This is a genomic window from Cellulomonas sp. Root485 (genome assembly GCF_001426705.1).
GTDB lineage: Bacteria > Actinomycetota > Actinomycetes > Actinomycetales > Cellulomonadaceae > Cellulomonas.
In genome coordinates this window covers 1,318,804-1,342,222 of the sequence record NZ_LMFC01000001.1, presented here as the reverse complement: position 1 = coordinate 1,342,222, position 23,419 = coordinate 1,318,804, and the positions used below count along the sequence as shown (strand labels likewise).

The window sequence follows — 23,419 nt, the reverse complement described above, 5'->3', positions numbered from 1 at the left end:
GACGCCGTCAGCCGACGGGCGCCCCGACCGGGCCGATCGGGTGCGGGCCTCTCAGCAGGCTGACCAGGCTGGTGCCCCAGGACTGCGCACGGTCGAGCTCGCCGTCGCGCAGCGGCCCGCGGATGCCCAGGACCCAGAAGCTCTCCGCCTCCGCCGAGACCTGGTAGCCGTCGCGCCGCAGGACCCGCCACGCACCGACCGCGGCGGAGCCGGGGACGTGCGGCGTGTGGATCCGCGTGTCGAACGTCGCGGCGTGCACCGGACGCTCGGGGGGCTCGAGCTCCCTGAGCCACTCCCGCACGCCGAACGACAGGTCGCTCGGGTCCTCACCCGCTGTCCTGCGCGCGTCCTCGCGGGTGCTCGGCCGGCTCATGCCGAACGCCTGCGTCGGGGCGCCGACGACCAGCAGCTCCAGCTCCGGAGGCAGTCGGCGCGGAGCGTGCGCGACATCCAGCAGGGCCACGTCCGACAACCGCCGACGCATGCCTTCCCAGACTGCCTGCGCCACCTGTCCCGTGTTCCCGAACGACGACTCGTACACCACCAGTGCGCGCACCGTCCTCACCTCCTTGTGCCTCGGTCTCGCGACTTCCTCCAGGGTTCGCCCGGGACATGCCGGACCCCAGGGCCGAAAGACCCTGATCACCCGTCGGCCGACCTATGCTCCGAGCATGCGGCCCGACGGCATGGACTCCGGCAACGAACGAGACGACCGCCTCGAGGCGATGATGGACGCGGTCGTCTCGATGACCGCCGACCTCGACATGGCCACCGTCCTCGAGCGGTTCGTCGCTGCCGGGTGCAGCCTGACGGGCGCCCGGTACGGAGCCCTGGGCGTGCTCGGCGAGCACGGCGGGCTGCAGGAGTTCGTGTACCAGGGCATCGACGCGCAGACGGCGCTGCTGATCGGTCACCTGCCCGAGGGCCGCGGGGTGCTCGGTCACCTCTCGACGGCCCCGGACGTGCTGCGCCTGCACGATCTCGCCGACCACCCGTCGTCGGTCGGCTTCCCGGCGAACCACCCGCCGATGCAGACCTTCCTGGGGGTCCCCGTGCGCGCCCGGGGTGCGGTGTTCGGCAACCTCTACCTCACCGACAAGCTGGGTCCTGGCGGCACTCCCGTCGACTTCACCGCGCGGGACGAGCAGGTCGCGGTGGCGTTGGCCGCTGCTGCCGGCGTGGCGGTCGGTCACGCGCGCGCCTACCACCAGGCCCGCCAGCACGAGCTCTGGCTGGAGGCCGCTGCCGCCGTGTCGTCGTGGCTCACCGGCGGCCTGCCCCGGGACGAGGCGCTGGCCGCGGTGCTGACCCGGGTCGAGGAGACCGCTGGTGCGACGAGCTCGGCCCTGTTCGGCGAGGAGGACGAGCTGCCGACGGCGCTGGCGGAGGAGCTCGCAGGCGTCTGGCCCGTGCTGCGCGAGCTCGAGGACAGCACGTGGGCTCTCGCGCTGCCCTTGCGCAGCGGGGACCGGTGGGTCGGCGCGCTCGCCGCGTCGTTCCCCGCGGGCGAGGCGCCGCAGCTGGACCTGCCCAGCATCGCGGGGTTCGGCGAGCAGCTCGCGCTCGCGCTCGACGTCGCGGACGCCCAGGCGGACCGCGCGCGGCTGGCCGTGCTCGAGGACCGCGAACGGATCGCCCGGGACCTGCACGACATGGTGATCCAGCGGCTGTTCGCCATCGGTCTCGACGTCCAGGGCGCTGCCGCGCACGACGCGGTGCGCCCCGAGGTGGCCCGCCGGCTGGAGTCCGCGGTGGACGACCTCGACGAGACGATCAAGGACGTGCGCACCGCGATCTTCCGGCTCGGCCCACGGGCCGGCGGGACCGGGACCGGGCTGCGCCACCGGATCGACGCCGAGGTGGTCAGCGCGCGCCAGTCGCTCGGTTTCCTGCCGCGCCTGCGCACCGACGGGGTCACCGCGACGGTGCCGGACGACGTCGTGGAGGACGCGGTCGCCGTGGTCCGGGAAGCACTGGCGAACGTCGCCCGGCACGCCCGCGCGCACGACGTCGTGGTCCGGGTCGAGGTCGGCTCGCACCTGGTGGTCGAGGTCCAGGACGACGGCCGCGGCATCCCCGGGGACGTCCCGCGGCGCAGCGGGCTGGCCAACCTGGAGAACCGGGCCGCACGCCGGGGCGGGACGGTGGTCGTGACCGCGCTGCCCGAGGGCGGGACCGACCTGCGCTGGTCCGTGCCGCTGTCCTGAGCTGATCACCTCCGCGCGTCGCGCCGGCTGGTCGCGCGCGCCGTCATGCGCGCGTGACCTGGGACGAAGAGGACCTTCGACCCTGGGACCGCTGTTGCGGACCGGCGCACTGTGGACCCGTCGGCACGGTTCATCTACGGGTCCTTCACAGGACCGCCACGGAGGAGATTGATCATCATGGCCACAAGCCATCCCGAGGTCAGCACCTCGACGCACCCCGCGACCCTGGTCGAAGACGACCTGGTCACATCCTCGACGGGCCGTCGCTGGCTCGCCGTCACCCGGCTCGCCACGGGCTTCATCTTCCTGTGGGCGTTCCTCGACAAGACGTTCGGGCTGCACTACAGCACGGGCGCCGCGGTGGCCGAGGGCGACCCGAGCCTCTCGTGGATCAACGGCGGCACCCCGAGCCAGGGCTTCATGCAGTTCGCCGCGGTGGGTCCGTTCAAGGACGTGCTCGCCTCGATGGCGAGCCCGGTCACCGACTGGCTGTTCATGCTCTGCCTGCTGGGCGTCGGCACCGCCGTCATGCTGGGCATCGGCCTGCGGGTGTCGGCAGTCGCCGGCTCGCTGCTGATGGTCTCGATGTGGATCGCCGAGTGGCCCCTCCTGCAGGGCTCGAACAACCCGCTGGTGGACTACCACATCATCTACGCCCTGGTCCTGGTCGTCTGCGCGACGCTCCTCGCCGGAGACACGTGGGGCCTCGGTCGTCGGTGGGCACGCCTGCCGCTCGTGCAGCGGTTCGGCTGGCTGCGCTGACGTCGGACGAGACCCACGCTCACCCGCGGCACCTCGACGTCGAGGTGCCGCTGGTGTGCGTTCGGACGACGCACGCGGCGCGCCGCGACGTGCGTCTCGCCAACAGAGGGTCGCTCTGTCACGATCTGTCGCATGGTGGACATGGGCGCCGGATGGACCGAGAGCACCGTCGAGGTGGAAGGGCACGACGTCTTCTATCGCGTGAGCGATCCGGTGCCCGGCGCCCTGCCGATCGTGCACGTGCACGGCTTCGCGATCTCGGGCGCGTACCTCATGCCGACGGCCCGGGCGCTGGCCGGGCGGGCGAGCAACGTCGTCCCTGACCTGCCCGGCTACGGCAGGAGCGCGAACTGGGAGTACACGCTCGGGATCCCGGCCCTGGCGCTCGCCCTGCTCAAGATCCTCGACGCCCTGGAGCTGGACAGGGTGATCCTCGTCGGCAACTCCCTGGGGTGCCCGATCAGTCTCGAGGTCGCGCACGCCGCACCCGACCGGGTCGACCGGATCGTGCTGGTGTCCCCTGCCGGCGGCGTGCACAACCAGGGTCTGGGCCGCGCCATCCGGCAGCTCGCGATCGACGGGGCCCGGGAGAACCGGAGGATGGCGAGGGTGGCCGTCCCCGACTATCTGCGATTCGGACCGGTGAACACGTTCCACCTCTTCAGCGAGATGACCCGGTTCCCCTCCCTGGAGCGGCTCCTCAAGACGCCCGTGCCGACGCTGGCGGTCATCGGCAGCAAGGACCCGCTGATGCCACCGCCCGTGCGGGTCCGGGAGGTGAGCCGGCTGGCGAGCGACCACACCACGGTCGCCCTGATCGAGGGCGCGGCGCACGCGATCAACTTCAGCCACCCGGGCGAGCTCTCGCACGTCATCTCGTCCTGGCTCGACGGACGCGAGATCGTCGACGACCCCGACTCCCCCGGCTACACGCGGGTGCTTCAGCTCCCGCGGAGCTGAGGCCCGACGATCCGCAGCAGCAGGAGCTCGTGGAGCCGCGGGTCTGCGAGGGGGCGGAAGTGTCCCGGTGTGTCGAGCACCACCTCCGTGGCGCCGTCGAGCGAGCTGCCGGCCGGGATGTGCGGGTCCCACCAGCTGTACACGGACGTGATCCGGTGGTTGACGGTGCGCTCGGCGTCGAGCGCGACGATCGTGGCGTCGCTCGGGATGAACGCGCGCACCGCGGGCGTCACGAACCAGCGCGCGTACGACGACCCGGCGAACGGCGTGTTGACCGCGATCATCGACGCGGTGCGGCCGTCGGGGTCCTCCCGCAGCATCGCGAGCTTGCCGATCAGCCCACCCTTGCTGTGCGCCACCACGACGACGTCGCGCAGGTCGTGCGCGGCGAGGTACCGACCGAGCACGCTCGCGCCGCGCAGGACGGGCCGGCGGTTGGTGCCCAGGTCCGGGAGCACGTGGACCCGCACGCCGTGGCCGTGCAGGAGCGTCGCCAGCGGGAGCAGGAAGTGCCACGACTCGTACACCCCAGGGACGAGGACGACGGGCGGCCCGACCGGGTTCTCGGGCCGGCGAAGGGTCTCGGGATCCACGCGCGAGACCAAGCCCGAGGCCTGCCACGCCAGCACCGCGGCGTAGTCGCGGGCACGCCACCAGGTCTGGCGGAGCAGACCGCCGGGCGCCTTCGTCGCATCGCGCATGACGACATGGTGCCGCACGACGGGTCCGGTTTGGCCCTATCTTGAGCCTGTGCCCCGACGTGACCGCCTCGCGAGCCCCGCCGCATGAACATCGTCGTGGGCGCGCTGATCACGCTCGGCGTCACGGCGTTCACCGTGACCGCCATGCTGCTGGTGCGGCGACGCGCCCCGGAGGGCAGCTACTTCAGCGACGGGGACCGCGCGTCCGGCGTGTTCGGGGTGCTGGCGACCGGGTTCTCGGTCCTGCTGGGGTTCATCATCTTCCTGGCGTTCCAGTCGTACGACGAGGCGCGCTCCGGTGCGGAGACCGAGGCCGTCACGGTCGCGCAGCAGGTGCAGACCGCCCAGTTCCTGCCCGCCGACGTGCGCGAGGAGCTCACCGGCCAGCTCGTCTGCTACGCCCGGGCCGTCGTCGGCGTCGAGTGGCCGCGGATGCAGGACGGCACGCTCGGTGATGCGTTCAACCCGTGGGGTCCGGCGCTGTTCGAGACCATCGAGACCGTCGAGCCGCAGACCGACGTCGAGCAGTCCGCGTACGACCGGTGGATGGACCAGACGTCCGCCCGGGAGCAGGCCCGCATCGACCGCGTGCACGGCGCGGAGGGTCTGATCCCCCTGCCCCTGTGGCTCGTCCTGTTCGTGATCTCGGGCGTGATCTTCGTGTACGTCCTGTTCTTCGCCGACTCGGCGGAAGGACCCGTCACGCAGGGCCTGCTGATGGGCAGCGTGACCGTGGTCATCACGTTGCTCCTGCTCCTGCTCGGGTTCTTCGACCACCCGCACGGGGACGAGGTGGGCAAGCTCGAGCCGGTCGCGATGGAGCGCACGGTCCGCATCGTGAACGCGGAGCTGGTCGAGGTCGGCCTCGACGTGACGCCGCCGTGCGACGACACCGGCATGGCCGACTGACCTAGCGACGGACACCACGCACCGGTGCCGCGGTGAGCGGGTCGTCGGGCCACGCGTGCTTCGGGTACCGGCCGCGCAGCTCTGCCCGGACCGACAGGTAGCCGCTGCTCCAGAAGGACTCCAGGTCGGCGGTGACCGCGGCAGGACGACCCGCGGGCGAGAGCAGGTGCAGGAGCACCGGGACCCGCCCGTCGGCGAGCCTCGGCGTGGCCCGCCACCCGAAGACCTCCTGGAGCCGGACCGGGAGCACCGGCTGGTCGCCCGTGTAGTCCACGCGCAGGCTCGATCCGCTGGGCACGGTGATGCGCTCGGGCGCGAGGGCGTCGAGCCGGCTCGCGTCCGGCCACGGGAGGAGCCGGCGCACCGCCTGCACCACGTCCACGCGGCTGAGGTCCCGGGCGCCCCGCACCCGGGCGAGGTCCGGTCCGAGCCAGTCCTGGAGGTGCGCCAGGAGGGCGTCGTCGGACACGTCGGGCCACGGTGCACCGAGCGCGCGGTGCAGGAACGCCATCCGCTGCCGCAGACCCGTGGCGGCGTCCGTCCAGCGCAGCAGGGCCAGTCCCTCGCGCGCCAGCCCGTCGCGCAGCGCCTCCACGAGGAGCGCCGGTGACGGGTCGGCGAGCGGCACGGACGTGAGCTCGATCGCGCCGAGCCGCCGGACGCGGCGCGCGACGACCGCGCCGTCCGCCCACGCGACGACCTCGTCGTCCCGCAGCAGCGCCGGCGCGGCCTCCGTGGCCAGCTCGAGGTCGATGGGCGCCGCGGACCGGATCGTGGCGTCCCGGCGGCCGGCGCCACGGTCGGCGTCGGCGACGGCGAGCCAGGGCAGTCCCGTCAGCCCGGAGCCGGGTGGCAGCACCGCGCCCGTGCCGGACGTCATGAGGTACGTCGACCCGCCGGGACGCAGCCGGGCGATGCGGTCGGGATGAGCCAGGGCGACGACGAGCCCCACCGCGAGGTCGTCGCCGAGGTCCTCGGGCGCGGGCCCGGGCGCTACCGTTGACCGCAGCCTGCCCACCTGGGCCTGCCACGGTCCGGACTGCGGTCCCCCGCGACGCAGGGCACGCAGCGCCGCGACCAGGTCACCACCGGGGGCGCGCACGTCGTCGGTGAGCAGGGCGACCACCTCGGCGGCGCGTCGAGCCCCGACGAGCGCAGCACCGTCCAGCACACCGCGGGCGAGCCGGGGGTCGGCAGGCACCGCGGACACGGCTCGTCCCCGCGCGGTCGGGTGACCGTCGGCGTCGACGGCGCCCAGTGCGACGAGCGTCGCGTGCGCCACCGCCATCGCCGCGGCGGGTGGACGGTCGAGCAGGGCGAGGCCGACGCCGTCGGGGCTCCCCCAGCACGCCAGCTCGAGCGCGAACGCCGTGAGGTCCGCCGTGAGGATCTCCGGCTCCGGGTGGGCGACGAGGCGGGCGTGGTCGTGCGCGGACCAGCACCGGTACACCGCACCGGGTCCCTCACGACCGGCCCGGCCGGCCCGCTGCTCCGCGGACGCCCGGCTCACCCCGACGGTCACCAGCCCGGCGAGCCCGCGTCGGTGGTCGGTGCGCGGCTCGCGCGAGAGTCCCGCGTCGACCACCAGCCGGACCCCTGGCACCGTGAGCGACGACTCCGCCACGGCCGTCGAGACGACGACCCGTCGCCGCGGACCCGCCGCGAGGGCCAGGTCCTGCACGTGCCCGGACAGCCGACCGTGCAGCGGGCGGACGTCGACCCCCTCCAGCCCGGCGAGCCGTCGCACGATCCCGTCGACCTCCCCGGCGCCCGGCACGAAGACCAGGACGTCCCCCGTGCGCTCCGCCAGCGCGCGCCGGACGGTCGACGCGACGTGGTCGAGGAAGCCGGGCGTCACCCCGCGCTCGTCGGTCCGGGCGGTGCGCGCGGGTGCGGGGCACCACACCTCCTCGACGGGGAACAGGGCACCGGGGACCGCGACGACCGGCGCGGGCTCGCCCCCGCCGAGGACCGCGGCGGTGCGTTCGGCCTCGACGGTCGCGGACATCGCCACCACCACGAGGTCGTCGCGCAGGTGTGCCCGGACGTCGACCAGCAGGGCCAGGCCGAGGTCGTCGACGAGGTGCCGCTCGTGGACCTCGTCGAGGATCACCGCCCCGACCCCTGGAAGCTCCGGGTCGCGCTGCAGGCGCCGCAGGAGCACACCGGTGGTGACCACCTCGACCCTCGTCGCGGCGCTCGTGGAGCTCTCGCCCCGGACCGAGAACCCGACGGTGCGGCCGACGGGCTCGCCGAGCAGCTGGGCCAGCCGGCGCGCGGCCGCACGTGCCGCGATCCGGCGCGGCTGGGTGACCACGACGCGCCCGGCGACGGCAGCGGCGACCGCGGGCGGGACCAGGGTCGTCTTGCCCGTGCCGGGCGGCGCCTGCACGACGACGACTCCGCGGGTCCGGAGCGCGGCGACGACGTCGGCGAGCCCCTCGCGCACGGGCAGGTCGGGCGGGTCGGCGAGCAGCCGCGCGATCGGGTCGTCGTCCACGGACGCAGTCTGCGGGGTCAGGCCGACGATCGCTCCTTCGCGGACTCCACGGGCAGCAGCACGGCGCCGACGAAGAAGCACACCGCGCCCACGAACGTGCCGAGGTTCACCAGCTCGAGGTTGGCCAGCTCGCCCGTGGAACGCACGTAGCGCGCGGCGACGGCGGAGACCCCGAACGCGACGGAGCCGAGCATGTTCAGCGCCGCGATGCGCCACCCGATCGAGCGGTCGGAGCGCGGCAGGACGCCCCGGTTCACCTCGGCGTAGGCGAACCAGCTGGCGACGAGGAAGCAGATGGACCCGAGCACGTCGGGTGCCCAGATGAGGTGCCGGGCCTGCGCCGTCGTCAGGTCGGCCTGGGTCGCCGAGAAGGTGCTGATGTTGAAGAAGACCGTGCCCACGAGCTGGACGAGCACCGCCCAGAAGTCGATCCGGCGTGGCTGCCAGCCCACCAGCGACGCCAGCCGGCTCGGCCGCGCCGACTCGGCGAGCACCCCGCCGGGCGCCCGCAGGGTCTCGTGGAACTGCAGGTAGCCGGCCGACGTGAAGAAGATCGACCCGACGAAGAACGTGCCGGCGACCACGGCCGGGTCGAGCGTGTCGAAGTACAGCGGCACCGACCCGAGGGCGAAGCAGAGCGACCCGACGGCGAACAGGCTCCCGATCCACCAGCTCATCGCGCTGGCACGACCACCCTCGGCCCGGACGCCGGCGAGCCGCAGGCCCAGACCCTTGCGGTGCCGCCGCGAGCTCCACTCGACCTCGCTGCCGTCCGGGCGCACCAGCACCGCGTGCGTGACGAACCCCAGCGGGCCGTGGGTGTGCAGGACCCGCCAGCCTGCGGGCAGGTCGGGGACGGTCGAGGTCACTTCTGCAGGCCGGTGCGTGCCTTGCTCTTGGCCGCGGCGTGCGCAGGTGACGTCCACACGTCGGGCTTGGCCGTCGGAGTGTGCACGGGTTGTTCCGCGACGAGCGCGTCCCACGCGGCCATGAGGTCGCGCAGGAGCAGCTCGACCATCATGCGGCTCAGGTCGAGCCGGACGACGACGCGCAGGAGGTGCACCGCGTCCGCGTCGGGCGGCAGGCTGTACGCCGGGACGATCCAGCCGTCCTCGCGCAGGCGGGCCGACAGGTGGTAGACGTCGAAGCCCGGGTCCCCCTTGATCGAGAAGGTGACCACCGGCTCCGCCAGCCCGGGGTTGAGGATCTCGAAGCGTCCGCTCGCCTCGAGGCTCTCGTTGAGGAACCGGGCGTTGGCGAGCATCGTCTCCACGATCGACGTGTACCCGCTGCGTCCGAGCCGCAGGAAGTTGTACATCTGCGCCTGGATCATGGCCGAGCCGCGGGAGAAGTTGAACGTGTAGGTGGGCTGCGCGCCGCCGAGGTAGTTCACGCTGAACACGAGGTCCTCCGGCAGCTTCGAGGCGTCCCGGAAGATCAGCCAGCCGACACCCGGGTAGACCAGGCCGTACTTGTGGCCGGACACGTTGATCGACGCGACCTGCTCGAGGCGGAAGTCCCAGCGCAGGTCGGGCTCGGCGAACGGGGCGATGAACGCGCCGCTCGCGCCGTCGACGTGCAGCGGGATGTCCCAGCCCTTCTCGGCCTTGATCCGCACCAGGAGGTCGTTGATCTCCTCGATCGGGTCCGCCTCGCCGATGTGGGTGGTCCCCAGCACCGCACCGACGGCGATCGTGTTCTCGTCGACGTGCGCCTCGACGTCGTGCGCGTTGAGCACGAACCGGTCCGCCTTCATCGGCACCTTGCGCATCTCGACGTCGAAGTAGTTCGCGAACTTGTCCCACACCACATGGGTCTCCGCGCCGAAGACCACGTTGGGCCGGTCCGTCGGCAGCCCAGCGGCCCGGCGCCGGTCCCGCCACGCGCGCTTGTGGGCGAGCAGGCCGAGCATGATCGCCTCGGAGGACCCGATCGTGGCCACGCCGACGACGGCGGTGGGGTCGGGCGCGTTGAACAGGTCGCCCAGCATGTGCACGCAGGCTTCCTCGATCAGCGACGCCGCCGGGTACTCCTCGTGGTCGATGTGGTTCTTGCGGAGCGTGTCGTGGATCAGCTTCTCGGCCTGCGGCTCCATCCACGTGGTGACGAAGGACGCGAGGTTGAGCGTCTCCCGTCCGTCGAGCATGAGGCCGGTGTGGATGAGCTCGTAGGCCTCGTCCGGCTCCAAGCCGTGGGCGGGGAACGTCCCGCGGTCGATGTGATCGCGGAAGCTGGGCCGGCCGTGGATCGGGCCGAACGGGTCGGACGTCTCGCTCACCTGTGCTCCTCCAGTTCATCCGTCCGGAGCTCTGGCTGGACTGCCGTCTCCGGCGGGCACCTGCGGAATCGAACGTAGCGCCGCCGAGGCTCGTCTGTCCCGATTTGTCGGGAGACCGCCCGATGGGGACCGAGGGCTCGGAGGCCCTCGCCGGGGGGCAGGTAAGATCGACCGTTCCCCCGCGCGCCCGGCTCTCGTGCTCCCTGCTCGTCGGCCACTCCCCTGACGACCAGCTAGGACCCGCACGATGACTGCCCTCACCACGACCCCTCCGGCGCTCGACGGCGTCGACCCCGCCGACCTCGACGTGTTCCTGCGGGTCGCGGACCAGATCAGCCGGCTCCCGTCCGACCACCCGCACCTCGCCCTCGCCCGGCGCGCGACGTCGGCACTCTTCAAGGCCGCCAAGAAGCAGCGGCGCGCCGAGAAGCGGGACGCCATCAGCGCCGCCGACCGTGCGGTCATCCACGCGACCGCCACCGGCAGCCCGGGCCGCATCGACGACGAGACCCAGGGCATCCCGCTCGTCTCCAGCGCGCAGGGCGCGACCGCGGGGACGCTCCTGAAGGCCCGGCCCTGCTACATCTGCAAGGAGCCGTACGTCGAGGTCGACGCGTTCTACCACCAGCTGTGCCCCGCGTGCGCGCGGCTCAACCACGCCAAGCGCGACGCCCGCACCGACCTGACCGGCAAGCGTGCGCTGCTCACGGGCGGCCGCGCCAAGATCGGCATGTACATCGCACTGCGGCTCCTGCGGGACGGCGCGACGACGACGATCACCACCCGGTTCCCCCGCGACGCGGCACGCCGGTTCGCCGCGATGCCGGAAAGCGCCGACTGGCTCGACCGGCTGAGCATCGTCGGCATCGACCTGCGCGACCCGGCCCAGGTCGTCGCGCTCGCGGACTACGTCGCCGCGCAGGGCCCGCTCGACATCCTCATCAACAACGCCGCGCAGACGGTCCGCCGCTCCCCCGGCGCGTACACGCACCTCGCCGACGCGGAGCTGGAGCCGCTGCCGGACCGCCCGCTGCCGCAGATCACGACCTTCGGCCGGACCAGCAGCGCCCACCCCGTCGCGCTCGCCGGCTCCGTCACCGAGCTCACGAGCATCTCGGCCGGCGCCGTCGCGACGTTGGCGCTGAGTGCCGAGCACGCCTCGCTCGAGCGGCTCGTGGCCGGCACCGCGATCGATGCGGGCGGCCTGGTGCCGGACACCGCGGAGACCAACAGCTGGGTCCACACGGTCGACCAGGTGGACCCGATGGAGCTGCTCGAGGTCCAGCTGTGCAACCAGACCGCGCCGTTCATCCTGGTCAGCCGCCTGCGCGGTGCCATGAAGGCGACCGCCGGCGCCCGTGCGTACGTGGTGAACGTGTCCGCCATGGAGGGCGTCTTCTCGCGCGGGTACAAGGGCCCCGGCCACCCGCACACGAACATGGCGAAGGCGGCGCTCAACATGCTGACCCGCACGAGCGCCACCGAGCTGGCGACGGACGGCATCCTCATGACCAGCGTCGACACCGGCTGGATCACCGACGAGCGCCCCCACCCGACCAAGGTCCGGCTGGCCGAGGAGGGCTTCCACGCCCCGCTCGACCTGGTCGACGGCGCCGCCCGCGTGTACGACCCCATCGTGCGCGGCGAGGCCGGCGAGGACCTGTACGGCTGCTTCCTCAAGGACTACGTGCGTTCTGCCTGGTAGTCCCCAGAGGCGCGCTGCACATCTGTGCACCACGATGGGCGCGTGCATCGCGACCTGAGCGCCCACCTGTCCCTCGACGTCACCTCCCCCGCCACGCTCGCCTTCGAGCTCGCCGTGTCCACCCAGCTCGTCGCGCAGGAGTCCCTGCGGATCACGCTCGACGGTGCGCCGGTCGAGGTGCGCGAGGTCCCCGACCACCACGGGACGCGGCTGCACGTCGTGCAGGCGGACGTCGGCCGCCTCGTGCTCGACTACTCGGCCGCGGTCCGCGGCCGCGCGGCACCCGTCGCCTCCGACGAGGCCGACCTGCTGCGCTACCTGCGGCCGAGCCGCTACTGCGAGTCGGACACGCTCGGCCCCACGGCGCACGCGGAGTTCGCGGGCCTGCGCGGGTTCGACCTGCTGTCCGCCGTGAGCTCCTGGGTCGGGTCCCGGCTGTCGTACGTCCCGGGGTCGAGCCTGCCCACCGACGGTGCGGTGCAGACGCTGCTGGGCCGCGAGGGCGTCTGCCGCGACTACGCGCACCTGGTCATCGCGCTCCTGCGCGCGCTGGACGTGCCCGCGAGGCTGGTCTCCGTCTACGCGCCGGGCCTGTCACCGATGGACTTCCACGCCGTGGCCGAGGCTCACCTGGAGGGCCAGTGGTACGTCGTCGACGCCACGACCCTCGCTCCGCGCACGAGCCTGGTGCGGATCGCGACCGGTCGCGACGCCTCCGACACCGCGTTCCTCAACGTGCACCACGGGTACGCCGACCTCGACGAGCTGGAGGTCACCGCGGTCGCGGACGTGCTGCCCGACGACGACGTGCGGGACCTGGTCATGCTCGGCTGAGACCCGCGCTGCTAGCCTCCGGAACGTGACAGAACCGGACGAGTCAGGCGCCGCGACCCCACCCCGCCGCCGCTCCTTCCTCGCCCGGCGCACGGGCACCGACGACTTCGGGATCGTCCTGTCCTTGCTGGTCACCGCGTACGTCGCCTACGCGCTGAGCTCCGCACTGTGGGTCGAGCTCATCGTGCTCGTGCTGTACCTCTTCACCCTCGGTCTGGCGGTGCGGACCTCCCGGCCGATGCCCCACCAGAAGCGGTTCGTCCGCATCGTGCTCGTCGTCTCGGCCGTCGTCGTCGTGGTGGCGCTCCTCGCCCTCCCCCAGGCCGCGGCGGACGGCGTGATCGATGCCGTGGTCTGCGTGATCCTCATGACCGCGCTGGTGGTGATCCTCGACCGGATCCTGCGCCGGACCGCGGTCACGGTGCAGTCGCTCGCGGGCGCCCTGAGCGCGTACCTGATCATCGGCATGTTCTTCGCGAGCCTCTTCGGCGTCATGGACGCGCTCACCGCGGGCGAGTTCTTCGCCTCCGGCGAGGCCGCCAACGCGCGCTCGTTCCAGTACTTCTCGTACACGACGCTGACCACGCTCGGGTACGGCGACTACACCGCTGCGGAGTTCCCAGGCCGCAGCATCGCGACGTTCGAGGCGCTCGTCGGCCAGGTGTTCCTCGCGGTCCTGGTCGCCCGGCTCGTCGCCTCGTTCCACGGCCGGTCGGAGGCCGTCCTGCCCGAGCACACCGACGGTGGACATGGATGACGGCACGACGTACGCCTGGCACGCCCTCGGCGGAAGCGACGACCTGGTCGATCACGTCACGTACGTCGGCGTCCCGGGGCTGACGTCCGGGCTGCCGGTCCGCGAGCTCGCCCGTGCGGCCGTCGGTGCCTGCTCGCTCGCCGCCGCGGAGCTCCTGGCGGCGCGCACCGGACGCACCGTGCCGGAGGTCCGCGTCGACGAAGGAGCGGTCGCGGTCGCGTTCACCAGCGAGCGGCACCTGCGGGTGGACGGCCGTCCGATCCCGCTGTTCGCGCCCCTGTCGGGCTTCTGGGAGGCCGCTGACGGCTGGGTCCGCACGCACGCGAACTACCCCCACCACCGTGCGCGACTGCTGGTCGCGCTCGGCATCCCGGAGTCGGGGGACGACGCCGCCCTGGCCGAACGCCTGTCCCGCGTCGTCGCCGAGCACTCCGCGACGGACGTGCAGGAGCAGGCCTACGCGGCGGGCGGGCTCGCGGTCGCCGTGGCGCCTCCCGGCCCCCTAGGCGAACCCCTGGTCACCACCCGTCCGACCGGCGCCGGCACGTCGCGGCGGGAGCACACGGTCACCCGCCCGGCGGACGGGATCCGGGTCCTCGACCTCACGCGGGTGCTGGCGGGCCCCGTCGCGACCCGGACCCTCGGCCTGCTCGGGGCGGACGTGCTGCGGGTGGATCCACCCTGGCTGCCGGAGGACGAGGGCACCCACATCGACACCGGCTTCGGCAAGCGGTCGACCCGGCTCGCGCTCGACGACGCCGCCGACCGTACGGTGCTCGAGGACCTGCTGCGGAGCGCCGACGTCGTGGTCACGGGCTACCGGCCCGGCGCCCTCGACCGCCACGGGCTCGACGCGGCCGCTCTGCACGACCGCCGGCCCGGCCTTCTGGTCGTCGAGCTCGACGCGTGGGGCTGGCACGACCCGTGGGCCGGCCGGCGCGGGTTCGACAGCCTGGTCCAGGCCCGGTGCGGGATCTCCGACCTCACCCGCGGGCCGGACGGCCGCCCGGGTGTCCTGCCCGCCCAGGCGCTCGACCACGGGACGGGGTACCTGATCGCCGCCGCCGTCCTGCGCGGGTTGACGGAGGGGACGGGCCGTCACGTCCGGCTCTCCCTGGCGGGGACCGCGTCGTGGTTGCTCAGCGGGATGCTCGCGCCGCCCCGCGACGCCGGTCCGGTCGCGGCCGCCGACCCCGACCGCTGGCTGGTGGAGACGGACTCGGTCTACGGCCACGTCCGCCACGCGCGCTCGCCGGTCGGCGTCGCGGGGCTCGCGACGGACTGGGACCGCCCGCCGAGCCGGTGGGGCACGGACGAGCCCCGGTGGGCGCCGACGGAGCCCGCGGGCTGACCGGCAGGTCCCCGTATCTGCGACCCGGGTCGCCGACCCCTTCTCACCAGCAGCGCTCGCGCCCGTCGAACAGGAGCCTCCGATGTCGACAGCACCAGGATCAGGCGGGCTGGTGCCCGCACCCGTCGAGCTCGGCGGACTCACCGAGATCCGCGTGCACGGCGTCGGCGGCACCAGCCCGGAGTCGCTGCTCGGCGACCCGACGCCCACCCGCGTCGCCGGGGACCGCGTCGCCGGCTTCTACCGGACCACCGACGCGGCCGGGCGTCATCGGGAGGCCTACTCGTGGGGCGGACTGACCTCGCGGAGCCGGATGCGTGCGCTGTGGGCCCTGCTCCTGCCCTCGATGCTGGCGAACATGGCCGGCTGGATGGCCCGGCGCTGGGTCACGGCCGGCGAGGAGGAGGTCAGCCGACCCGCCACGCTGTGGGTGTTCCGGTGGTTCGCGCGGCTGTCGGCACTGGCCCTGACCCTGAGCACCGCGGCGATGGTGACCTACCTGGCGCTCGACGTCCTCGCCTACCAGTGGGGCCGGACGCAGCCGCTGCCCAGCCCGGACCCGGCAGCGCAGCAGGACGGGGTGCCGGGGGGCGTCACGTCCTGGTGGAACCAGACCGTCGAGACGTGGACTGCGGTCGACCGCCCGGGCAACCGCATCGTGCTCGGCGCCCTGGCGGCCGTCCTGGTGGCACTGGTGTTCGCGGTGCTCGCTCGGCACTCGCGGTCGTCCTACGAGAGCGTCGTGCCGCCGACCCCGATCAGCGCCGAGCCCGGAGCGCCGGACGTCACCACCGCGGCCCCGCCCCCGCCGTCCCTGCGGTGCGCGGCGGCCCTCGACGGCGGGCTGCGCGCGGCCGACTTCTGGGCGGGTCTCGAGTGGCACCGGTTCCTGTCGCGGATCCACCTCACCGCCTGCCTCGGCGTCGTCGCGCTCATGCTCGGCTGGTCCACAGCGGCCCTCGGGGCCGGCAGCGGTGCGGGGTCCTACGGGCAGGTGGCCACCGTCGCGGCGGCCCTCGCGCTGCTGCTCCTGATGGGCATGCTCGCGTTCGACGACGCGCAGCCGGACCTCGGCCGGGTCGCGCTGACGCTCACCACCGCGGCCCTCGTCCTGGCCGGGACGGCTGCGGTCCTGCTGCCGTCGGACCCGGGTCCGGCGGGGATGCTGCCGGGTGCCCGCCCGGCGCTCAACGTCGTCTGGGGTGTCAGCCTCGTCCTGCTGGTGCCTCTCGCCGTGCAGCAGTCCCTGGCGTGGTTCTACCGGAGGTGGCAGGTGCACAAGCTGCGCCGGGACAACCAGCCGGTGCCCCGCCTGAGCACCTTCCCCTGGGCGGGCCCGTTCGTCATGAACACGATCGCCCTGGTCGTCGCGAACACCGTGCTGCTGTCCGCCATCGTCTACGTCGCGGGCGTCGTCGGCACGGTCGCATGGGGCTTCGGCCCGGACACCGGCACCACCGCCGCGCCGGGCACCATCTACGTCCCCATGGCGATCGGCTCGCTCGCGTCGATCCTCTCGCTCGGGCTCATCCTCCTGGTGCTGCTTTTCGGGGCCACGTTCCTGGTCGTCCTGCGCCACCGGACCACGGCGAACGCCCCGACGGTCGAGGCGGACCTGCGCACGCAGTACGCGGCCGCCGGGATCCCCGCGGTCGAGGCCGGCGAGTCCGCCGGGGCGGGGGCGGCGTGGTGGCGCTCCGCGTTCGACCCGCCGCTGTTCGGCGCACGCGGGCGCCAGCGGGCAGGTCGGCCGACGCCCTGGGTGCACAAGGTCGCCACCATGCGGTTCGTCGGCGACCACTCGCGTGCCGTCGCCGTCCTGTTCGTCGCGCTCACCGTGTGCGCGGTGGTCGGGCTCGTGCTCTTCCTCAACGAGGTGCTGCTCCAGCACCGCGAGCCGCCGATGTTCTTCGTCGGGATCGGCACCAAGGTCGCCGTCGCCTTCCCGCCCCTGTACGTCCTGGTGCTGACCCTCGCGTGGCGCAACGAGCGGTGGCGCCGCGTCCTCGGGTCGCTCTTCGACGTCGGCACGTTCTTCCCGCGGGCGTTCCACCCGTTCGCCCCGCCGGCCTACGCCGAGCGCGCCGTCCCCGAGCTGACGCGCCGCATCTGGCGCCTGCACGACAACGGCGGCCGGGTCGTGGTGTCCGCGCACTCCCAGGGCAGCGTGATCGCCGCCGCCGCGCTCGGCAGGACGTCGGGTCGGGCCGGACAGGAGCCGGCGATCGGCCTCATCACGTTCGGGTCACCCCTCGGCAAGCTGTACCGCTGGGCGTTCCCTGCCCTGTTCAGCGACGGGTTCCTCGCCGGGATCACCGACGACACCGCCGGGATCGGGCCGGTGCTCTGGCGCAACGTCCATTACGCGACCGACTACATCGGGGGCCACGTCAGCTCGGGCAGCTCGACGATCCCCGACAGCGTCGACGTCGAGCTCGTCGACCCGCCGACGCACCGGTACGTCGTCGACCAGCCCCTGCCGCGCGTGCTGAGCCACACCGGCTACTGGTACGACGACGCCTTCTGGCGGGAGGTCGACGAGATGTGCAGCCTGACGCTGTCCACCGGCGGCACGAGAGAGGGCTCGGAGGTCGGCGGTGGCGTGGACCTGGTGCCGCCCGACCCCACCCTGTCCGGGAACTACCGCGCTCAGGCGGTGATCCCGCTCGTGGACGCGACGACGTCGCCGATCTTGCGGGACAGCGCCTCGTAGAACATCGACAGCGGGAACTCGTCGTCAAGGACCGCGTCGGTGAACCCCTTGGGCGGTCCGTCCAGCGGCAGGTCCCCGCGTGCCCATGCGGACGCCGGGTGCGGCGTCACCGTGCCGGACACCAGCGCGTACGCGGCGAGCCAGTGCGCAGTCTTCGGCCGGTCGATCGAGCGCCAGTAGAGCTGCTCGATCTGCTCGGCGAGCGCGATCACCGCGTCGGGCACCTGCGGCCAGTCGATCGTCAGCCGCGAGTCCGTCCAGTGCAGCACGTGGTGCTGGTGCAGCCAGGCGAACAGCAGCTGACCGCCGAGGCCGTCGTAGTTGCGCACGCGGGTGCCCGTGACGGGGAACCGGAACAGGCGGTCGAACAGGATCGCGTACTGCACGTACCGCGCGTGCGGGACGCCGTCGTCCTCGAGCCGCACCGCCGCCCGGAACGCCGTGAGGTCGCAGCGCAGCTCCTCCAGGGAGTAGAGGAAGAACGGCATCCGCTGCTTGATCATGAACGGGTCGAACGGCAGGTCGCCGCGCATGTGGGTGCGGTCGTGCACCAGGTCCCACAGGACGAACGTCTCCTCGGCGAGCCGCTGGTCGTCGAGCAGCCGCGCCGCGTCCGGCGGCAGCGCGAGCCGGGTGGTGTCGGCCGCGGCGCGCACGACCCGGCGGAACCGGGCGGCCTCGCGGTCGGCGAAGATCGCCCCCCACGTGAAGGTCGGTACCTCGCGGACGGCGACCGTCTCCGGGAAGAGCACCGCGGAGTTGGTGTCGTAGCCGGGCGTGAAGTCGAGGAACGTCACCGGGACGAAGAGCGCGTTGCTGAACTGCTCGGCCTCGAGGTGCGCGACGAGGTCCGGCCAGCGCACCTGGAGCAGGACCGCCTCGACGCGCCGGTCGGTGCTGCCGTTCTGTGTGTACATGGGGAAGAGCACCAGGTGCGGCAGGCCGTCGACGCGCTGGCGCTGCGGGTGGAACGCGACGAGGGAGTCGAGGAAGTCGGGGACCCCGAACCCGGCGTCGGACCAGCGCGTCAGGTCCTTGCCGACGGCCGTCAGGTAGTCCTCGTCGTGCGGCAGCGCGGGTGCCAGCTCGTCGACGGACCGGACGATCGCGTGCACCAGCTCGCGGGCGCGGGCGTGCTGCTCCTCGTCCGGCACGGACCCGTCCTTGACCTGCAGGACCTGGAGCTCGCTGACGTCCCGCTTCAGGCGGGTCCACGCCGGGTGCGCCACGAGCTCGTCGTGGCGGTCGTCGGCCATCGCCGCAGCCGTCGGGCGGGCGGCCCAGATCGCCGCGTTGAGCAGGACCTCCGGGTGGGCGAGCGCGTCGACGCCGAGCACGAGCAGCCTGCCGCGCTCGTCGCGCACCCCTGCGCCCACCGTGAGGCCGAGCGCCTGGCTGCCGGTGGCGGTGCGCAGGAGGGGGGTGGCGGGACCGTCGACGTCCAGGGTCGCGTGCACGGGCAGGACCACGTCGGTGGTCCACGCGAGGAGGTCGTCGGCGGTGAGGTCGGCGGGGACGAGCCCGCTCGGCGGTGCCGTCGAGGCGTGCACGGTGATCCCGCGGGAGGCGAGCAGGCGCGTGACCTCCGGCGTCTCGGACCCGGTCGCGAGCACGACCACGCCGGAGCGTGCGGCGACGTCGGTGGGTGCCGTGCCGGGCAGGACGAGGACCAGGTCCGGGTCGTCGTCGGCAGCGACGAAGGCCAGGCCGTGGAGCTCCAGGTGGGCTCGGTGTGCGGGCGCCAGATCACCTGTCGCGTGGACGGTCGGGAACAGCCTCATGCGTGATCTCACCATTCGGACGGCAGCGTTACTGCACGGTACGTTTCGCGCGCCGCCCGGTCAACGATCTCAGGGGCGCAAGAACGTCAGGGCGCTGAGCCCGGCGATGAAGGCCACCGCGACCCCGACGACCACGAGCGCGACCCGCAGACCGCGTCGGCTGTCTCCCGTCCAGTGGGCCTCGAGCGTGTCCTTCGAGGTCAGGTAGCGCAGCGCCAGCCGGGTGCCGGGTGCGGGTGCCACGACGTCGTCGACCGGCGCGGTGATCCCGAGCGCGCGCGGGTCGGCCTGGACGGCCGCCGCGGCACCGTCGTCCGTCGCGGCGAGCAGGTGGCTCAGGTCCTCGACGGGCGGAGCCGTGGCCGGGCCCGGTGCGGGCGTGACGATCGGGGCGTCCACCGGCAGCGACAACCGGCTCGCCGCCGTCAGGGCCGCGCCCAGGCACACCGCGTACTTCGGGTGCGCGTCGACCACCACCGGGACGCCGAGCTCCGCCGCGATGAGCTCGGAGACCAGCGGGATCCGGCTCGAGCCGCCCGTGAGCAGGACCGCGTCCAGGTCGTGCGGCGCCAGCCCGGCGGACTCGATCGTGCGAGCCAGGGTGTCGATCGTGCGCAGCACGTCGATCCGGATGGCACCCTCCAGCTCCCCCCGCGTCATCCGGACCTCACGGGTGATCCCCGGCAGGATCACCGGGATCGTCGCCTCCACGTCCTGCGACAGCGTCTCCTTGGCCAGCACCGCCGCCTCCCGCACCGCAGCCAGCCCGTGCCGGACGGCAGGCTCCTCCACGTCGAGCGACGTCCACGCGCGGCCGAGCGTCGCGGCGACGTGGTTCATCACCACCTGGTCGACGTCCTGCCCGCCGATGTGCTCGTCGCCCCCGGGCTCGCCCCGCAGCTCGTACCCGTCCGCCGTCTTCTCGACGACCGCGGCGTCGAACGTGCCGCCGCCGAAGTCGTACACGGCGACGACCGCGCCCGTCGGCACCCGGCGCAGCGCCGCGTAGTGCACGGCCGCGGCCACGGGCTCCGCGAGCAGGCCGACGTCGGCGAGGTGGGCCTCCCCCGCCGCGGCGACCAGCAGGTCCCGGCGCAGGTCTCCCCAGCCGGCGGGGTGCGTCAGCGTGACGTGCGCCGCCGGGCCGCCCTCGCGCGCGGTCACCGTCTCGACGACCCAGCGCAGCAGCGTGCCCGTCAGCACCTCGGGCGCGAAGCTCTCGTCGCCCAGCAGCAGGCCCGTCGGATCACCCATGCGGCGCTTGAACCCGCGGCCGAGCCGCTCGGGCTCCAGCACGCCGCGCCGCACCGCCGCGTCCCCGACCAGGAGCGAGCCGTCCGACCGGAGCAGCACCGCCGACGGGATCGTGTCGGTGCGGTCCCCGAGCGCCACGGTGGCGGCCCGGCCGTCCCGCCAGACGGCGGCCGCGGTGTACGCCGTGCCGATGTCGATGCCGAGCGTGTACGAGCTCACTGCACTCCCCTCTGCACGATGCACTGCGACGCGACCGCCTTGAACCGCTGGCACTCGGCGTTCGCGGTGGGCTCGTCCGGGAAGCCGTCCGTGAAGACGACGATGTTCGGCACCCCGTTCGCGCCCTCGAGGAAGAGGGCGGAGTCGGCGCTGCTCTTGAGCTGCACCCCCAGCGCACCCGCTCCCTGGAGTGCCGCGACCATCGTGTCCGCCGCGCCCGCGTTCGCGGTGTCGTCCTGCGGGAAGTTGCCCCACCGGACGTAGAAGCCCTGCGGCTCGAACGCCGCCCCCGCGGGTGCGGCCGTCGTCGGTGTCGGCTCGGGTGTGGCGGTCGGCGTCGCCTCGGCCGGCGGCACCGCGACGCACTTCTCATCGCCGAACGTGCCCTGCACGTCGTCGGCGACCGCGCGCACCTGGAAGCAGTGCTCCGCCTCGGTCAGCCCCTCCCAGAGGAACGACGTCTGGTCGGGATCGTCCACGCCCTCGCTCGAGGTGCCCGTGACCCCCTGCGTCCACTCCTGGATCCCGTAGCCGGTGGCGTACGGGCTCCGCAGCCACACCACCCGGACGCCGCCCGGCACCGCCTCGAGCGACTCGACCTCGACGGGCGGTGGTGTGCCCGTCCGGAGCGTGGCCGCACCGCCCTGCCCGCGCAGCCACAGGTACCCGAGCACGGCCGCCACGACGAGCAGCAGCGCGAGCACCACCCAGAGCTTGCGGACCACGGCGCGCTGCTCGAACGTGCCTGGAAGCTCCCCGCCGCGGTCCGACCTGCTCACGCGGTACGTCACGGTGAACGCGTGCGGCACCGGCTTGCCGAACAGCTTGGGGTTGCGTGCCTGGACACCGAGGTAGGCCGGCACCGTGCGGCCCGCGGGCACCTCGACGACCTGCGGCGCCAGCACGAAGCGGAGCAGCTCGGCCGCGTCCGCCACCTCCAGGGTCACGGTCAGGTCCGTCGTGCCGGTGTTGCGCAGCTCGACCCGGAACCGTCCCGCGCGGGCGCCCTTGGGCCCGTCGCCGCGCAGCCGTACGTCCAGACCCTGGATCGGGCTGACGACGACGTCGCCCTCGACCACCGCGGCGACGTCCCGGTTCTCGAGCGAGACGCACCGCACGCCGAAGGGGATCGTGCCCACGGGCGCGGCGGGCGCCGGCGGCGGGCGGAAGACGATCTCGACCGTCTGCTCCTCGGACTCCCCCGGCAGCACGGAGACGTGCTGCGGCACGACGGTCGACCAGCGCGCCGCCTCGCCGAGGACCTCGACGCGGTACTGGGCGACGATGTCCCCGACGTTGCGGACCGTCACGCGGGTGCGCACCTGGCCCCCGGGGTCCGTGGCGAGGGTGCCTTGGGCAAGGACGAGCACCGGGTCCATGTCGGGGCCCCCTCCCGATCGGGCAGTGCAGGACGTATCTCTGCGACGGTTCGCGTCTCTACTATCGACGTACGGATTGTCCCAGTTGTGAAGAACACGACCGTATCGGGGGATGTCGTGGATCGTGAGGTCGAGGACGGCACGTCGGCGGGCCGGGCTGCCTGGTTCGCCGACCGGTTCGACGCACTGGCAGCGAACGTCGAGTCGTTCATCAAGGGCAAGAGCGACGTCGTGCGCATGGCCCTGATCTGCATGCTGGCGGAGGGGCACCTGCTGCTGGAGGACGTCCCCGGCACCGGGAAGACGTCGCTGGCCAAGGCGATGTCGCAGTCGATCGACGGGTCGATGCGCCGCATCCAGTTCACGCCCGACCTGCTGCCGTCGGACGTGACGGGGGTGCAGGTCTACGACTCCGGCAAGCGGGAGTTCGTCTTCCACCCCGGAGCCGTGTTCGCCAACATCGTCCTCGGCGACGAGATCAACCGCGCGTCGCCCAAGACGCAGTCGGCGCTGCTCGAGGTCATGGCCGAGCGTCAGGTCACCATCGACTCGATCCCGTACCTGGTGCCGCGGCCGTTCATCGTCATCGCCACGCAGAACCCCGTCGAGCAGGGCGGCACGTACGACCTGCCCGAGGCCGAGCTCGACCGGTTCATGATGCGCGCGACGCTGGGCTACCCGGACCACGACTCCGAGGTCCAGGTGGTCACCAACATCACCGCGGGCCGCACGACCGACGAGCTCCAGGCCGTCATGAGCACCATGGACCTGCAGCAGATGAACCAGATCGCCTCGTCCGTGCACCTCGCACCCGCCGTGCTGGCCTACATCGTCACGATCACCGCGTCGACGCGGACGCTGCCCGAGCTGCGGCTCGGCATCAGCCCGCGCGGCACCATCGCCGTGGCCAAGGCCGCGCAGGCGTTCGCAGCCGCACAGGGCCGCTCGTTCGTCACCGCCGACGACGTCAAGGCCGTCCTGCAGTACGTGCTGCCGCACCGGATGATCCTGCGGCCCGAGGCCGAGCTCCAGGGCCGGACAGCGCGCGAGCTGCTGGAGACCCTCGTCACCTCCGTGCCCGTGCCCCAGGTGCGAGCCGGGGTGTGAGC

The 23,419-nt window shown here is 73.2% G+C and carries 18 protein-coding genes; 10 read left to right on the top strand and 8 right to left on the bottom strand.

The annotated features are described in order from the left end of the window. Positions 1-7 precede the first annotated feature (7 nt). Positions 8-556, bottom strand: coding sequence for a flavodoxin family protein (locus ASD16_RS06105; protein ID WP_055914175.1), 549 nt, complete (start codon positions 554-556; stop codon positions 8-10). 115 nt (positions 557-671) lie between these two features. On the opposite strand from ASD16_RS06105, the gene ASD16_RS06100 reads away from it, so the two are divergent. From ASD16_RS06100 to ASD16_RS06090, 3 genes are all read left to right on the top strand, one after another. Continuing rightward, positions 672-2,207: a GAF domain-containing sensor histidine kinase gene (locus ASD16_RS06100; RefSeq protein ID WP_055914171.1), complete on the top strand. Its 1,536-nt coding sequence runs from the start codon at positions 672-674 to the stop codon at positions 2,205-2,207. 177 nt (positions 2,208-2,384) lie between these two features. Continuing rightward, complete coding sequence (locus tag ASD16_RS06095) at positions 2,385-2,969, top strand: hypothetical protein (protein WP_055914167.1); 585 nt, start codon at positions 2,385-2,387, stop codon at positions 2,967-2,969. Between the two features lie 132 nt (positions 2,970-3,101). Further along, complete coding sequence (locus ASD16_RS06090; protein ID WP_055914160.1) at positions 3,102-3,929, top strand: alpha/beta fold hydrolase; 828 nt, start codon at positions 3,102-3,104, stop codon at positions 3,927-3,929. Here the strand turns inward: ASD16_RS06090 and ASD16_RS06085 are convergent. Then, on the bottom strand, positions 3,911-4,630 hold the full coding sequence (locus ASD16_RS06085) for a triacylglycerol lipase (RefSeq protein WP_055914156.1): 720 nt from the start codon (positions 4,628-4,630) through the stop codon (positions 3,911-3,913). The genes ASD16_RS06090 and ASD16_RS06085 overlap by 19 nt on opposite strands. 84 nt (positions 4,631-4,714) lie before the next feature. On the opposite strand from ASD16_RS06085, the gene ASD16_RS06080 reads away from it, so the two are divergent. After that, complete coding sequence (locus ASD16_RS06080) at positions 4,715-5,539, top strand: DUF4239 domain-containing protein (RefSeq protein ID WP_055914148.1); 825 nt, start codon at positions 4,715-4,717, stop codon at positions 5,537-5,539. Position 5,540: 1 nt separating this feature from the next. On the opposite strand, the gene hrpB is transcribed toward ASD16_RS06080, so the two are convergent. The 3 genes from hrpB to ASD16_RS06065 are packed head-to-tail and all read right to left on the bottom strand — an operon-like array spanning position 5,541 to position 10,317. After that, complete coding sequence (hrpB, locus tag ASD16_RS06075; protein WP_200942857.1) at positions 5,541-8,039, bottom strand: ATP-dependent helicase HrpB; 2,499 nt, start codon at positions 8,037-8,039, stop codon at positions 5,541-5,543. Positions 8,040-8,056: 17 nt separating this feature from the next. Beyond that, the gene (locus tag ASD16_RS06070) at positions 8,057-8,908 is read right to left on the bottom strand and encodes a YrhK family protein (protein ID WP_082570614.1); all 852 of its coding nucleotides are present in this window, start codon (positions 8,906-8,908) and stop codon (positions 8,057-8,059) included. Beyond that, on the bottom strand, positions 8,905-10,317 hold the full coding sequence (locus tag ASD16_RS06065) for a glutamate decarboxylase (RefSeq protein ID WP_055914145.1): 1,413 nt from the start codon (positions 10,315-10,317) through the stop codon (positions 8,905-8,907). Before ASD16_RS06065 ends, ASD16_RS06070 begins: the two co-directional genes overlap by 4 nt. A 247-nt stretch (positions 10,318-10,564) precedes the next feature. On the opposite strand from ASD16_RS06065, the gene ASD16_RS06060 reads away from it, so the two are divergent. The 5 genes from ASD16_RS06060 (at position 10,565) to ASD16_RS06040 (ending at position 17,677) form a co-directional block, all read left to right on the top strand. After that, positions 10,565-12,022, top strand: a complete 1,458-nt coding sequence (locus ASD16_RS06060; RefSeq protein WP_055914142.1) for an SDR family oxidoreductase — start codon at positions 10,565-10,567, stop codon at positions 12,020-12,022. Between the two features lie 42 nt (positions 12,023-12,064). Continuing rightward, positions 12,065-12,856: a transglutaminase family protein gene (locus ASD16_RS06055; RefSeq protein WP_055914139.1), complete on the top strand. Its 792-nt coding sequence runs from the start codon at positions 12,065-12,067 to the stop codon at positions 12,854-12,856. Positions 12,857-12,881: 25 nt separating this feature from the next. Continuing rightward, on the top strand, positions 12,882-13,613 hold the full coding sequence (locus ASD16_RS06050) for a potassium channel family protein (RefSeq protein ID WP_082570613.1): 732 nt from the start codon (positions 12,882-12,884) through the stop codon (positions 13,611-13,613). Beyond that, the gene (locus ASD16_RS06045) at positions 13,606-14,964 is read left to right on the top strand and encodes a CoA transferase (RefSeq protein ID WP_082570612.1); all 1,359 of its coding nucleotides are present in this window, start codon (positions 13,606-13,608) and stop codon (positions 14,962-14,964) included. The genes ASD16_RS06050 and ASD16_RS06045 overlap by 8 nt, the downstream gene beginning before the upstream one ends. A gap of 82 nt (positions 14,965-15,046) precedes the next feature. Then, the gene (locus ASD16_RS06040) at positions 15,047-17,677 is read left to right on the top strand and encodes a hypothetical protein (protein ID WP_157453805.1); all 2,631 of its coding nucleotides are present in this window, start codon (positions 15,047-15,049) and stop codon (positions 17,675-17,677) included. On the opposite strand, the gene ASD16_RS06035 is transcribed toward ASD16_RS06040, so the two are convergent. The 3 genes from ASD16_RS06035 to ASD16_RS21925 all read right to left on the bottom strand — a co-directional run bounded on the left by ASD16_RS06035 (position 17,614) and on the right by ASD16_RS21925 (position 22,310). Beyond that, complete coding sequence (locus tag ASD16_RS06035; RefSeq protein ID WP_157453850.1) at positions 17,614-18,933, bottom strand: DUF6421 family protein; 1,320 nt, start codon at positions 18,931-18,933, stop codon at positions 17,614-17,616. The genes ASD16_RS06040 and ASD16_RS06035 overlap by 64 nt on opposite strands. Positions 18,934-19,527: 594 nt before the next feature. Next, the gene (locus tag ASD16_RS06030) at positions 19,528-20,931 is read right to left on the bottom strand and encodes an Hsp70 family protein (protein WP_055914132.1); all 1,404 of its coding nucleotides are present in this window, start codon (positions 20,929-20,931) and stop codon (positions 19,528-19,530) included. Next, positions 20,928-22,310 carry a hypothetical protein gene (locus tag ASD16_RS21925; RefSeq protein ID WP_055914129.1) on the bottom strand — a complete coding sequence of 461 codons (1,383 nt, stop codon included), beginning with the start codon at positions 22,308-22,310 and terminating at the stop codon, positions 20,928-20,930. The genes ASD16_RS06030 and ASD16_RS21925 overlap by 4 nt, the downstream gene beginning before the upstream one ends. A 117-nt stretch (positions 22,311-22,427) precedes the next feature. On the opposite strand from ASD16_RS21925, the gene ASD16_RS06020 reads away from it, so the two are divergent. Further along, entirely contained in the window at positions 22,428-23,417 is a 990-nt protein-coding gene (locus ASD16_RS06020) for a MoxR family ATPase (protein WP_055914125.1), read from the top strand. The last annotated feature ends 2 nt before the right edge of the window (positions 23,418-23,419 follow it).

What these genes read in the sequence shown, in the direction of transcription:
- ASD16_RS06100 (WP_055914171.1), top strand. Translation starts at nt 672, where the DNA reads ATGCGGCCCGACGGCATGGACTCCGGCAACGAACGAGACGACCGCCTC.
- ASD16_RS06095 (WP_055914167.1), top strand. Translation starts at nt 2,385, where the DNA reads ATGGCCACAAGCCATCCCGAGGTCAGCACCTCGACGCACCCCGCGACC.
- ASD16_RS06090 (WP_055914160.1), top strand. Translation starts at nt 3,102, where the DNA reads ATGGTGGACATGGGCGCCGGATGGACCGAGAGCACCGTCGAGGTGGAA.
- ASD16_RS06085 (WP_055914156.1), bottom strand. Translation starts at nt 4,630, where the DNA reads ATGCGCGATGCGACGAAGGCGCCCGGCGGTCTGCTCCGCCAGACCTGG.
- ASD16_RS06080 (WP_055914148.1), top strand. Translation starts at nt 4,715, where the DNA reads ATGAACATCGTCGTGGGCGCGCTGATCACGCTCGGCGTCACGGCGTTC.
- ASD16_RS06060 (WP_055914142.1), top strand. Translation starts at nt 10,565, where the DNA reads ATGACTGCCCTCACCACGACCCCTCCGGCGCTCGACGGCGTCGACCCC.
- ASD16_RS06045 (WP_082570612.1), top strand. Translation starts at nt 13,606, where the DNA reads ATGGATGACGGCACGACGTACGCCTGGCACGCCCTCGGCGGAAGCGAC.
- ASD16_RS06040 (WP_157453805.1), top strand. Translation starts at nt 15,047, where the DNA reads ATGTCGACAGCACCAGGATCAGGCGGGCTGGTGCCCGCACCCGTCGAG.
- ASD16_RS06035 (WP_157453850.1), bottom strand. Translation starts at nt 18,933, where the DNA reads ATGGCCGACGACCGCCACGACGAGCTCGTGGCGCACCCGGCGTGGACC.
- ASD16_RS21925 (WP_055914129.1), bottom strand. Translation starts at nt 22,310, where the DNA reads ATGGACCCGGTGCTCGTCCTTGCCCAAGGCACCCTCGCCACGGACCCC.